The organism is Streptomyces sp. WAC04114, from assembly GCF_019733245.1.
In the GTDB taxonomy this organism is placed as follows: domain Bacteria; phylum Actinomycetota; class Actinomycetes; order Streptomycetales; family Streptomycetaceae; genus Streptomyces; species Streptomyces massasporeus_A.
In genome coordinates this window covers 1-12,798 of record NZ_JAIGQA010000216.1, presented here as the reverse complement: position 1 = coordinate 12,798, position 12,798 = coordinate 1, and the positions used below count along the sequence as shown (strand labels likewise).

The following is a 12,798-nucleotide window of genomic DNA, read 5'->3' as shown; positions in this document are numbered from 1 at the left end:
CCGTGAGGTCATCGACCGGCCCCGGCCCCGGCCCCGGTCGATGACCTCACGGCCCTCGCCGCCCGCCACGGCCTCTCGGTCAGCGGCGCCCGGCCCTCGCTGCCCGAGTACGTCCGCCAGTTGTGGGCCCGCCGCCACTTCATCACCGCGTTCGCCACCGCCAAGCTCACCGCCCAGTACAGCCAGGCGAAGCTCGGCCAGGTCTGGCAGGTGATGACCCCGCTGCTGAACGCGGCGGTCTACTACTTCATCTTCGGCGTGCTGCTCGGCACCAAGCACGGCGTGCCGGACTACGTCCCATTCCTGGTCACGGGCGTGTTCATCTGGACGTTCACGCAGAGCTCGATCATGGCGGGCACCCGCGCCATCTCCGGAAACCTCGGCCTGGTGCGCGCCCTGCACTTCCCGCGCGCCGCGCTGCCGATCTCCTTCTGCCTCCAGCAGCTCCAGCAGCTGCTGTTCTCGATGGGCGCGCTGGTCGTCATCCTGCTCTGCTTCGGCGTGCCGGTCTCCGTCTCCTGGCTGCTGGCGCTCCCGGCCCTGGCGCTGCAGTTCACCTTCAACGCCGGCGTCTCGATGGTCATGGCCAGGTGGGGCGCCAAGACCCCGGACATCGCCCAGCTGATGCCGTTCGTCCTGCGTACCTGGATGTACGTCTCGGGCGTCATGTGGAGCCTCGACAAGCTGGCCCGGAACGATCACCTGCCGTACGCCGTCAAGGTGGCGCTGGAGGCCAATCCCGCCGCCATCTACATCGACCTGATGCGCTTCGCCCTGATCGACAGCTTCCACGCAGGTCAGCTCCCCGCCCACGTGTGGGCGATCGCCGTCGGCTGGGCGCTGGTCGCCGGCGTCGGCGGCTTCATCTACTTCTGGAAGGCTGAGGAGACGTACGGCCGTGGCTGAGCACCCGAACGAGAAGATCCCCACCGTCGTCGCCGACGGCGTCGACATCGTCTACCGCGTCAACGGCACCGGCGCCGGACGCGGCTCCGCGACCGCCGCCCTCAACCGCATCGTGCGCCGCAAGCAGACCGAGAAGGCGTCGGGCGTGCGCCGGGTGCACGCGGTGAGGAACGTGTCCTTCGTCGCCTACCGGGGCGAGGCGATCGGCCTGATCGGCACCAACGGCTCCGGCAAGTCGACCCTGCTGAAGGCCGTCGCCGGGCTCCTTCCCGTGGAGAACGGCCATATCTACACCGACGGCCAGCCCTCCCTGCTCGGCGTCAACGCCGCCCTGATGAACGACCTGACCGGCGAGCGCAACGTGCACCTCGGTGGCCTGGCCATGGGCATGTCGCGCGAGCAGATCAGGGACCGCTACCAGGAGATCGTCGACTTCTCGGGCATCAACGAGAAGGGCGACTTCATCACCCTGCCGATGCGGACGTACTCCTCCGGCATGGCGGCCCGCCTGCGGTTCTCCATCGCCGCCGCCAAGGACCACGACGTCCTGCTGATCGACGAGGCGCTGGCCACCGGCGACCGCTCCTTCCAGAAGCGCTCCGAGGAGCGCATCCGCGAGCTGCGCAAGCACGCGGGCACGGTGTTCCTGGTCAGCCACAACAACAAGTCGATCCGCGACACCTGCGACCGGGTGCTGTGGCTGGAGCGCGGCGAGCTGCGGATGGACGGGCCGACGGAGGACGTCCTCAAGGAGTACGAGGCGTTCACGGGGGACAAGGCGCCGAAGCCAAAGCCCAAGCCGAAGGCCGCCGTCCCCTCGTGAAGGCAGCCGCCCCCTCGTGAAGCCGCCGTTCCCTCCCGGAAGCCGCCGTTCCCTCGTGAGGCCCACCCGGTCGGCCCTTTTGTCTCATTGATGGCAGCATGACCGCATACGGTGCAGCTGTGAGAGGGGGTCCCCGTGATGGCCGAGCTCAGTGTCGTCGTCCACGGGCCGAACGTTCAGGACCATCTGACGGAACTCCTCGACTCCCTCGCCGCCCACACCCTCCCGGACGCCGAGGTGATCGTGGCGGCGGTCGGCGACTGGGCCCGAGAGACGGCCGAGCGGCACGCCCCCGACGTCCAGGTCGTGCCGCTGCCCGACGGCACGGGCGACGCGGCGGCCCGTGCGGCCGGCGCGGCCCGGGCCTCCGGCCGCTGGCTGCACTTCGTCCACGCCAAGGACGGCCTGCCCGCCGGCACCCCGCGCACGGTCGCCGAACGGGTCGCCGAACTCCCCGGCGAGGTCGACGTCCTCGTCCTGGACCACGTCCGCAGCACCTGGCACACCTCCGGCATGCCCTCCCCGGACGGCCCGGTCCTCGCCCGGGCGGGCCGCGCCGACGTCGTCCTCGACGACTGCGCCCCGCTGCTGCGGCTGACCCCGCTGCTCGGCACCCGTGTCCTGCGCGCGGACTTCTGGCGGGCGCACGAGTCGCGGCTCAGCGCCGACGACGAGCCGTACGCCGCCCGGGCCGCCCTGCTGCTCGCCGACCGCGTCGCCTGCCTGCCGCACGTCGCCTACGAGGACCGCCGGCTGCGCCCCGCGAGCCTGCCCCCGGTCACGCCCGAGCAGCGCTACGGCCTCGTCGAGCGCTACGAGTCGCTCCTCGACCTCACCCGCGACCGGCGGGCCGCGTACACCGTGCTCTACGACCTCATGGTCCGCGACTGTCTGCGCACCTTCGCGCGGGGCGGCATGCCGGAGGAGGTCGCGCGGGAGTTCTTCCGCCGGGCGTCCCTGGCGGCCCTGCGCCGCCGCCCCGAGAACCACCGCCGTCCGGCCGGCCTCGAAGGCATCCGCCGCTCCCTGCTGGAGGAGGGCGCCTACGCGAAGTACCGCGCCTTCCAGGCCGTCAACCGCACCCGCCGCACCGCCAAGTCGGCCCTGCGGACCCGCAAGCGCCAGGCCGGCGCCAAGCTCCGCGACCACCAGTACCGCAGGGCGCTCGGCCGCCCGGTGAACCCCCACCTCGCGGTGTTCTCCGCGTACTGGAACCGAGGCGTCGCCTGCAACCCCGCCGCGATCGCCGCCAAGCTCGCCGAACTGGCCCCGCAGATCCACGCGGTGTGGGTGGTCACCGAGGAGAACGCGGCCCTCCTGCCGCCCGGCACCGACCACGTCGTGCCCGGCAGCCGCCGCTACTGGGAGGTGCTGGCGAGCGCCAGGTACCTCGTCAACAACGTCAACTTCCCGAACGCGGTGGTCAAACGCCCGGACGCGATCCACGTCCAGACCCACCACGGCACGCCCCTGAAGCGCATGGGCATCGACCAGATGGCGTTCCCGGCCGCCGCGCAGGGCCTGGACTTCCAGGCGCTGCTGGAGCGCATCGACAGGTGGGACTTCAGCGTCTCCGCCAACAGCCACACCACCCGCATGTGGGAGCGCGCGTACCCGTCGCGCTACGTCTCGCTGGACCACGGCTATCCGCGCAACGACGTCTACTACACGGCCGGCGCCGACGTCATCCGCGCCGTCCGCGACCGCCTCGGCATCGCCCCGGGCCGCCGCGCCGTCCTCTACGCGCCCACCCACCGCGACTACGAGGCCGGCTGGACCCCGCGCCTGGACCTCGCCACCCTCGCCGACCGCCTGGGCGACGACACGGTCCTGCTCGTGCGCGGCCACTACTTCTACGGCGGCGCCGCCTCCCCGCTGACGAACCTGCGCCGCACCGGCCGGATCATCGACGTCTCCTCCTACGACCCGGTCGAGGAACTCTGCCTGGCGGCGGACGTCCTGGTCACGGACTACTCCTCGATCATGTTCGACTACGCCAACCTCGACCGGCCGATCGTGATCCACGCCGACGACTGGGAGACGTACCGCACGACGCGCGGCGTGTACTTCGACCTGATGGACCAGGCCCCGGGCCCGGTCGCCCGCACCCAGCAGGAGCTGACGGAGATCCTCACCACCGAGGCCTGGCGCGACGAGGGCGCGACGAAGACCCGGGCCGTCTTCCGGCGCCGGTTCTGCGAGTACGACGACGGACGCGCCGCCGAACGCGTCGTCCGCCGGGTCTTCCTCGGCCAGGACGGACGGGACCTGCCGCCCGTGCTGCCGCTCGAGGAACGCACTCCGGCCCCGACCCCACAGGAGGCGACCGCATGAGCACCCCCGACGTCACCGTGACGGTCATCGTCTACAACGACGCCGAACGGCTCACCCGCGCGGTCGAATCGGTCCGCCGCCAGACCCACGCCAACCTCGAGATCGTCATCAGCGACGACCATTCCACGGACGCGACCCCGGCCGTGGCACAGCGGCTCGTGGCCCAGGACCCCCGCATCCGCCATCTGCGCCTGGAGCGGAACAGCGGCGGCTGCAGCGCCCCGCGCAACCGCGCCCTGCAGATCGCGCGGGCGCCGTTCCTGATGTTCCTCGACAGCGACGACGAGCTCCCCGACAACGCCGTGGAACTGCTGCTCGCCGCGCACCGCGAACGCGAGATCGACTTCGCGATGGGCGCGGTGCAACGGGTCCGCGTGGACAACGGCCGCCGTTCGACGTGGATGCCGCACCTGGTCGCCGAGCGCCGCACCCTCGACGGCATCGAGGCCGACCCGCGGCTGCTCTTCGAGCACCTGTCCACCAGCAAGATGTACGCCCGCGCCTTCCTCGACCGGCACGACCTGCGCTTCCCCGAGGGCATCCACTACGAGGACCAGCTGTTCTCGGCGCAGGCGTACTGCCTGGCCAAGACCTTCACGATCATCCCGGAACCGGTCTACCGCTGGTACGTGGCGCCCTTCGCGGCCTCCGAGACGGCCTCGATATCCAACCAGCGGCACAAACTGGCCAACGTCCGGGACCGCGTCCACGTCCAGCACCTCATCGACGCGTTCCTGGCCGAGAGCGGGCACGAGTCGCTGCGCGAGGACAAGGACCACAAGTTCCTCAAGCACGACTTCCGGATGTACGCCGGTGACCTGCCCTACCGGGACGACGCCTGGCTGACGTCGTTCGCGGAGATCGTCAACCCCTATCTCGACACGCTCACGCCGGGTGCGTTCGCGCGTCTCCCGCGCGCCGAACGCGTCGTCGTCCAGCTGATCCGCGACCGCCGGCTGCCGGAGGCCCGCCTGGCCGCCCGGGGCCTCGGCCACGGAGTGGGCCCGAGGCGCGTGACCGCCGACGCGGCCGGCCGCAGCTACTGGGGGGACCGAGTCCCCGAGTCGGAGTGGGCTCGCCGGGAACTGGACGTCTCCGACCTGGAGTTGGAGACCCGCCCCTTCCCGAGTGCCCAGTTCCGCCACGAGATCACGGAGATCACCCGGGGCCCGGGCGCCTCGATCGACCTCGCGATCCGCACCTACGACCCGGCGCTGCGCCTCCCCGTGGGCCCGCAACGGGCGACGCTCCTCATCGCCCCGGGCGGCCGCCGCCTGCGCGTCCACTTCCGGCTCTCGCCCGTGCGCCCCGGCCTCTTCGAGGGCCACGCCCATCTGGACCTCGGGGCGGCCTCGCTCCCCCTCCAGGGCTTCGCGGGAATCCGCCACCCACTGCTGCGCCTCCAGCACCAGGGCCTCTCCCACACGGGTCTGCTCCTGGCGCCCCTGACCTTCCCGACCCTGACGACCCGCGTCCCCTCCCACCACCTGACGGTGGAACCGGAGGGCCACGCCCCGGGCCGCCTCCAGGTCCGCTGGGAACCGGTGGGGGTGACGGCGAAGCTGATCCGCCCTACGGCCCGCAGGCTGGCCCGCCCGAGGGTGAAGAGAGCCGTGCGGCTGGTGGCGAGCGTGCTCAAGTAGCTCAGAACAGGCGCCCCGGGCCGATTCCGGCCCGGGGCGCCTGTCACGCCGTACGTCCCGCCGCTACGAATGCGTGCGCAGCAGCGTCCTCATCGTGCGCATCGCCACCGACAGGTTGGCGAGGTCGAACGACTCGGAGCTTTGGATCTCCTCCAGCGTGGCGCGGGCACGGCCGAGGATCGCCGCGTTCTTCTGCTCCCACGCCTTGTAGCGCTGCTCGGGCGTCGAGGTGCCGTTGCCCACGGCCAGGACGTCGGCGGTGACCGCCGCGTGCGCCGCGTACAGGTCCTCGCGGATCGCCGCACGGGCCATGGACTGCCAGCGGTCCGCGCGGGGCAGCTCGGAGATGCGGTCCATGAGCTGGGTGATGCGCAGCCGGTCGGCGAGGTCGTAGTAGACCTCGGCGACGTCCAGCGGTTCCCGGTCCATGCGGTCGGCGATCGAGACGATGTCGAGCGTCGGGAAGGCCGAGGAGAAGCCCGCCACCCGAGTGGCGAGTTCGTCCGGGACGCCGACACCCGTCAGTTCGTCGTAGATCTTCCCGTACCACTCCAGGTCGGCGCCGCGCAGCAGCTTGGGCAGCTGCGACCAGACCTGCTCGACGCGGTCGGCGAAGAAGTCGACGGTCTCGGCCAGCTGCAGCGGCTGCGGACGGTTGTTGAGCAACCAGCGCGTGCCGCGCTCCACCAGGCGGCGGGCGTGCAGCCGGATGCGGGTCTGGACCTCGGCCTCGACCTTGTTGTCGAGTGCCTCGACCCCGTCCCACACCGGGGACTGGCGGAAGATCGCCCGGGCCGCGGTCTGCGCCCGCACGATCTCCTCCAGCGACGCGCCGGTCTCCTCGCGCAGCCGGTGCAGATACGTCGTACCGCCCGTGTTCACCGTGTCGTTGACCAGCACGGTCGTGGTGATCTCACGGCGCAGCGGGTGGCAGACGAGGTGCTCGGGGAACTGCTCGCGCAGCTCGGTCGGGAAGTAGGCGTGCAGCAGGGTGCTCAGGTACGGGTCGTCCGGCAGCGAGGTGTGCAGCAGCTCCTCGGCGACCGTGATCTTCGTGTACGCCAGCAGCACGGCCGTCTCCGGGCCGGTCAGGCCCTGCCCCTGGGCGAGCCGCTCGCGGATCTGCCGGTCGGTGGGCAGGAACTCCAGCGACCGGTCGAGATGCCCCTCCCTGACCAGGTGCTTCATGAAGCGCTGCTGGGCGTGGAGCATGGCGCCGGACTGGGCGAGGGCGTTGGCGATCGCCGTGTTCTGCGCGTAGTTGTTGCGCAGCACCAGGCGGCCGACCTCGTCGGTCATCTCGGCGAGCAGCTTGTTGCGCTGCTTGACGGTCATGTCGCCGTCCCTGACCAGGCCGTTGAGCAGGATCTTGATGTTCACCTCGTGGTCGGAGGTGTCCACGCCGGCGCTGTTGTCGATGGCGTCGGTGTTGATCCGGCCGCCGTGCAGCGCGAACTCGATCCGGCCGAGCTGGGTCAGGCCGAGGTTGCCGCCCTCGCCGACGACGGCGACGCGCAGGTCCGCGCCGTCGACGCGGATGGCGTCGTTGGCCTTGTCGCCGACGTCCGCGTTGGACTCGGTGGAGGCCTTGACGTACGTGCCGATGCCGCCGTTCCACAGCAGGTCCACCGGCGCGCGCAGGATCGCCTTCATCAGGTCGGCCGGGGTCAGCTTGGTGACCTTGGCCTCGATGCCGAGGGCCTCGCGGATGTGCGCGTTGACCGGGATCGCCTTGGCCGTGCGCGGGAAGACGCCGCCGCCGGCCGACAGCAGGTCCTTGTCGTAGTCCTCCCAGCTGGAGCGGGGCAGCTCGAACAGGCGGCGGCGCTCGGCGTAGGAGGTGGCGGCGTCCGGGTTCGGGTCGATGAAGATGTGCCGGTGGTCGAAGGCGGCCACCAGGCGGATGTGCTCGGAGAGCAGCATGCCGTTGCCGAACACGTCACCGGACATGTCGCCGATGCCGACGACCGTGAAGTCCTCGGTCTGCGTGTCGACGCCCATGTCGCGGAAGTGCCGCTTGACGGACTCCCAGGCGCCGCGGGCGGTGATGCCCATGCCCTTGTGGTCGTAGCCGGCGGAACCGCCGGAGGCGAAGGCGTCACCGAGCCAGAAGTTGTAGTTCTCGGCGACCCCGTTGGCGATGTCGGAGAAGGTCGCGGTGCCCTTGTCGGCGGCGACGACGAGGTAGGTGTCGTCCTCGTCGTGCCGGACGACGTCAGCCGGGGGCACGACCTCGCCGGCGACCATGTTGTCGGTGATGTCGAGCAGTGCCGAGATGAACGTCTTGTAGCTGGCGACGCCCTCGGCCATCCACGCGTCGCGGTCCACGCTCGGGTCGGGCAGCTGCTTGGCGACGAAGCCGCCCTTGGCGCCGACCGGCACGATGACGGTGTTCTTGACCATCTGCGCCTTGACCAGGCCGAGGATCTCGGTGCGGAAGTCCTCACGCCGGTCGGACCAGCGCAGGCCACCGCGCGCGACCTTGCCGAAGCGCAGGTGCACGCCCTCGACGCGCGGCGAGTACACCCAGATCTCGAACGCCGGGCGGGGTGCCGGCAGGTCGGGGATGGCCTGCGGGTCGAACTTCATGGAGACGTAGTCGTGCGGCTTGCCGCCCGCGGCCTCCTGGAAGAAGTTGGTCCGCAGCGTCGCCTTGATGACCGTCAGGAAGGACCTGAGGATCCGGTCCTCGTCGAGCGAGGCCACCTGGTCGAGGGCCGCGTCGACCTCCTCCAGCAGCGCGTCCACGATCTCGTGCCCCGCGCGCTGCCGGTCGGGCGACATCCGCGCCTCGAACAGGGAGACGAGCAGGCGGGTGGTGTGGACGTTGTTGCGGAGGGTGTCCTCCATGTAGTCCTGGCTGAACGTCGACCCGGCCTGGCGCAGGTACTTGGCGTACGCCCGCAGGACCACTGCCTGGCGCCAGGTCAGCCCGGCGCTCAGCACGAGGGCGTTGAAGCCGTCGTTCTCCGCCTTGCCGGTCCAGGTGGCGGAGAAGGCGTCCTGGAAGCGCTCGCGGGCGTCGTCGCCGAAGTAGTCCCCGCCGCCGTTGGCGCGGGGCATGCGCAGACCGAAGTCGTAGATCCAGGCCACGCTGCGGTCCGAGCAGCGCAGCTCGTAGGGCCGCTCGTCGACGACCTCGACACCGAGCCGGTTGAGGACCGGCAGGACGGCGGAGAGGGAGATCGCGTCGCCCGTGCGGTAGATCTTGAAGCGGCGCTCCTCGGGGGCGGCGCCCACCGGCTCGTAGAGGCTGAGCGCGAAATCCTTGTCCGCCTCGCTGTTCAGCTGCTCGAGGTGGACGAGGTCGGCGACCGCGGCGCGCGGGTTGTGGTCGGCCTTGTACCCCTCGGGGAAGGCGTGCGCGTACCGGCGCATGGCCTCGGCCGCGTGCTCCTCGCCGAGCTCGGCGTTGAGCGCCTCGGCGAAGGCGTCCTCCCAGGAGCGGGCGGCCTCCACCAGCCGGGCCTCGATGCGCTCCTTGTCGGAGTCGGACAGCTCCGGCAGTTCGGTGCCCTGCGGGACCCGGACCACGAAGTGCAGCCGGGACAGGATCGACTCCGTGTTCCAGGCCGTGAAGTCGACGCTGATGCCGCCCAGTTCCTCCTTGAGGATCTCGATGATCCGCAGGCGGACGGCCGTGGTGTAGCGGTCGCGCGGGAGGTAGACGAGGGCGGAGTAGTAGCGCCCGTACTCGTCCTGGCGCAGGTAGAGCCTGAGGCGCCTGCGCTCCTGGAGGTAGAGCACGGAGGTGACGATGGCCCGCAGCTCGTCGGCCGGGGTCTGGAAGAGCTCGTCGCGCGGGTACGTCTCGAGGATCTGCGTCAGGTCGCGGCCGTCGTGGCTGTTGGGTGAGAATCCCGCCTTCTCCAGGACCTCCTCGACCTTGCGCCGGATGACCGGGACCCGGCGCACGGACTCGGTGTAGGCGGCGGAGGAGAACAGCCCGAGGAACCGGCGCTCGCCGATGACGTTGCCGTCGGCGTCGAACTTCTTGACGCCGATGTAGTCCAGGTACGACGGCCGGTGCACGGTCGCCCGGCTGTTCGCCTTGGTCAGCACGAGCAGCTTGTGCTCGCGCGCCTTGGCCCGGGCGTCGGCGGGCAGCCGCTCGAAGGACGGGCTGACCGGGTGGCTCTCCTCGGTGGCGTGGTGCGGATCCGCGCGCAGTATGCCGAGCCCGGTGCCGGGGACGGCGGCCAGGGAGTCGTCCTCGCGCAGCTGGTACTCGCGGTAGCCGAGGAAGGTGAAGTGGTCGTCGGCCAGCCAGCGCAGCAGCTCGCGGGCCTCCTCGACCTGGGGTCCGGGCAGATCGTCCGGGATGGGCTCGTCCGGCAGCCCCTCCGCCAGCCGGATCGCCGCGTCCCGCATCTTGCCCCAGTCCTCGACGGCCTCGCGGGCGTCGGACAGCACGCGCAGCAGATCGGCGGTGATCTGCTTCAGATCGGCCCGGTCGGTCTCGCGGTCGATCTCGACGTGGATCCAGGACTCGACGTGCGCGTCGTGCGGAAGGTCGCCGGTGGGCGGGGTCGACAGGACCTCGACGAGCTTGCCGGTGACATCGCGCCGCACCACGAACTGGGGGTGGATGACGACGTGGATCCCGCGCCCCTGGCGCGTCAGCTCATTGGTGACGGAGTCGACGAGGAAGGGCATGTCGTCGGTGACGACCTCGACCACGGAGTGGCTGCAGGTCCACCCGTTCTCTTCGACCGTGGGGGTGTGCACCCGCACGTTCGCCGTGCCCTGGGGGCGGTTCTCGGCCAGCCGGTAGTGCGATACGGCAGCTCCGAAGACATCGACCGGGTCGCGGTCGGTGAGGTCCTCCGGGGCCGTGTGCAGGTAGTAGCGCTGGAGGAACGTGAGGAGGGTCTCGCGGTCCGGGGCCTTCTGGGCGTCTGGGGTCTCCTCGCCCGTCGACCCGGTCGGTAGGTGCCCCCCGACCGGGCTGTTCTCAGCTACCCGGGCGGCCCTCTCGAGCAACTCGGCCTTGGCTTCGTCCAGCTTGGTCTGCATTGTCCTCTGGCTCCTGTCGCGCGCCGTTGCGTGACGTAGAAGGAAGTACGGCCTCTGCGCTTACGACCTCACGTCGTGACACGGGGTATCCGGTCTGTACCGACGCTATGCCGCAAGGTGAGATGAGCGGGGGTGTCTGAGCCAATCTTGAGATGCTCCACCGGTGTGACGCTGCTCTCTGCGACGCCCGAAACCAGGTGATGCTCGGGGTCCCGGGAGCCTTCGATGTCATGTCCCGCCCGCGAAGACCAGCGACCGCCGCCCGGTCACGGATGTCGTCCGTGCTCTCCGGGCGCAGGGCAGGGACGACGACGTCCCCGCGAACTATCGCGCTGATCACGCCACCAAGGCTATCGCTCCTCACAGGGGCTCCGTCATGAGCCGTATGTGTACAAAACCAGCCCTGGAAGTTTGACGTTCTGCACAGTGTCGCTACCGGATCCGGTCAGGTGCGCCCGTCAGGCCGCGAGCCGCTCCGCCTCGGCGACCGCTTCCTCAAGCGTGTCCACGACAGGAACGCCGACGCTTTCCAGACTCACCCGACTGTGCGACCCGCCGGTGTACAGCACGGCCCGGGCCCCCACGTGCAGTGCGGCCACCGCGTCGTCCGCCGCGTCCCCGATCACCACGGTCCGCTCCGGCGCCACGCCGCTCAGCGACGCCAGGTGCCGCACCATGTGCTCGGCCTTGCTGCCCCCCGACGGCCCGGTCCGCCCGTCCACCCGTATGAAGTGGGGCTCGATGCCGAACCCGCGCACCAGCGGAACAAGCTCCTCGTGCACATACATGCTCAGGATCGACTGGCTGCGCCCCGCCGAGCGCCATGCGGCCAGCAGCTCCACGGCCCCCACCGTCAGCCCGCACGTCGTGCGGTGCTCGGCGTAGTACCGGTGGAAGATGTCGTCCATGGCCTCCCACTCGGCCTCGGTCGGCAGCCGCCCCATCAGTCGCTCGTAGAACTTCGGCACCGGTACGCAGTACAGCTCCCGGTACTTCTCCAGCGTCAGCGGCTCCAGCCCCAGCTCTGCGAAGGCCGCGTTCGTCGCCCCGATGATCGCGTCGATGTCGTGGAACAGCGTCCCGTTCCAGTCCCAGACGATGTGCGCGCCCGTCTTCATCCCCATGCCCAAAAACGTACCCGCCCGCACTGACAATCAAGAGAACGGCACCTCAACGCGCCCCCCGCGGCCGGTTCAGCCTCCCTGGCCCACCAGGTTCTCGATCTCCTGCGTGGCGAACCACAGCAGCTCGTGGTCCTCGGCGCCGTCCACGACGGACTGCGCGTCGTCGTCCCCGCGGTCCGCCGCCGGCAGTGCCTCGGCGGCCGCCGTCACCCCGGCCTGCGCGTCCGCCGCGTCGACGTGCACGGACGCGGCCTTGCCCAACGGCACCGGTCCGGCGACCCGCACCTCCCCCGGTTCCGCCGGGTCGTGATCCGCGCTCGCGGCCCGGTCGGGCACGTCGACGGCGATCACGGTCCGGCGTCGCGGGGCCCCGGGATCGGCCGCCAGCAGGCGCAGCGAGGCCAGCGCGGCCCGACCGAGCGCCGCGTACTCCAGCTCCTCGATGTCGTCGGAGGCGTACCACTCGCGCAGCCCGGGCGTCACGGCGTAGGCGACGAACGCTCCGGCTCCCAGCTCACCCGTCTTGTACGCCTCGGCGAGACCGGGGAGGGTCAGGGGCACGTAGACACGCATGGCGGGCCGCTTTCGTGGTCGTGGTCGTGATGGTGGCCGGTGGGGCCCGGGAGCTCCGGACGGCCTTCAGGATACGTGCGGGGCGTCCCCTTTCGAGTCCCGCCCCGGGACGCCGGACGCGTCCACTCCGCGCCCGGAATTCACCCGGCACGCTCCCGCAGCCGCGGGCTCCCCACCCCCTGCACCATCCGGATAGGTGAACATTCCGGCGCCCGCGACCCGGATCCCGCTTCCTTGCCGCAGCCCCCGTCGGCCCCGTACAAGATCACCAAGCCGAAGTTACTCCCCGGTATCCACCGGGCCCACGAAAACGGGGACCCCCATGCACAAGGTCATGACCAGGACCCACCACCGCCCGACCCCCTACTCCCCGACGTCC

At 70.8% G+C, this 12,798-nt stretch carries 6 protein-coding genes and 1 pseudogene; 4 read left to right on the top strand and 3 right to left on the bottom strand.

Features of this window, described 5'->3' with window-relative positions; translation table 11 throughout:
* Nucleotides 1–9: 9 nt before the first annotated feature.
* From K4G64_RS34740 to K4G64_RS34725, 4 genes and pseudogenes are all read left to right on the top strand, one after another.
* Nucleotides 10–906 (top strand): annotated as a pseudogene (locus K4G64_RS34740) (ABC transporter permease); the annotation flags it as partial.
* The gene (locus K4G64_RS34735; RefSeq protein WP_221759885.1) at nt 899–1,729 is read left to right on the top strand and encodes an ABC transporter ATP-binding protein; all 831 of its coding nucleotides are present in this window, start codon (nt 899–901) and stop codon (nt 1,727–1,729) included. The pseudogene K4G64_RS34740 and the gene K4G64_RS34735, both read left to right, overlap by 8 nt.
* Before the next feature lie 138 nt (nt 1,730–1,867).
* The gene (locus K4G64_RS34730) at nt 1,868–4,063 is read left to right on the top strand and encodes a CDP-glycerol glycerophosphotransferase family protein (protein WP_221759884.1); all 2,196 of its coding nucleotides are present in this window, start codon (nt 1,868–1,870) and stop codon (nt 4,061–4,063) included.
* Nucleotides 4,060–5,706, top strand: a complete 1,647-nt coding sequence (locus K4G64_RS34725; protein ID WP_221759883.1) for a glycosyltransferase family 2 protein — start codon at nt 4,060–4,062, stop codon at nt 5,704–5,706. The genes K4G64_RS34730 and K4G64_RS34725 overlap by 4 nt, the downstream gene beginning before the upstream one ends.
* Nucleotides 5,707–5,769: 63 nt before the next feature.
* On the opposite strand, the gene K4G64_RS34720 is transcribed toward K4G64_RS34725, so the two are convergent.
* The 3 genes from K4G64_RS34720 to K4G64_RS34710 form a co-directional block, all read right to left on the bottom strand.
* Nucleotides 5,770–10,722, bottom strand: a complete 4,953-nt coding sequence (locus K4G64_RS34720; RefSeq protein ID WP_221759882.1) for an NAD-glutamate dehydrogenase — start codon at nt 10,720–10,722, stop codon at nt 5,770–5,772.
* Between the two features lie 458 nt (nt 10,723–11,180).
* Entirely contained in the window at nt 11,181–11,846 is a 666-nt protein-coding gene (locus K4G64_RS34715) for an HAD family hydrolase (protein ID WP_221759881.1), read from the bottom strand.
* A gap of 69 nt (nt 11,847–11,915) precedes the next feature.
* Nucleotides 11,916–12,419: a hypothetical protein gene (locus K4G64_RS34710; protein WP_221759880.1), complete on the bottom strand. Its 504-nt coding sequence runs from the start codon at nt 12,417–12,419 to the stop codon at nt 11,916–11,918.
* Between the last annotated feature and the right edge of the window lie 379 nt (nt 12,420–12,798).

Bases quoted from the DNA above. Each gene is read 5' to 3' on its own strand.
- K4G64_RS34720 (WP_221759882.1), bottom strand. From the start codon at position 10,722: ATGCAGACCAAGCTGGACGAAGCCAAGGCCGAGTTGCTCGAGAGGGCC.
- K4G64_RS34710 (WP_221759880.1), bottom strand. From the start codon at position 12,419: ATGCGTGTCTACGTGCCCCTGACCCTCCCCGGTCTCGCCGAGGCGTAC.
- K4G64_RS34715 (WP_221759881.1), bottom strand. From the start codon at position 11,846: ATGGGGATGAAGACGGGCGCGCACATCGTCTGGGACTGGAACGGGACG.
- K4G64_RS34730 (WP_221759884.1), top strand. From the start codon at position 1,868: ATGGCCGAGCTCAGTGTCGTCGTCCACGGGCCGAACGTTCAGGACCAT.
- K4G64_RS34725 (WP_221759883.1), top strand. From the start codon at position 4,060: ATGAGCACCCCCGACGTCACCGTGACGGTCATCGTCTACAACGACGCC.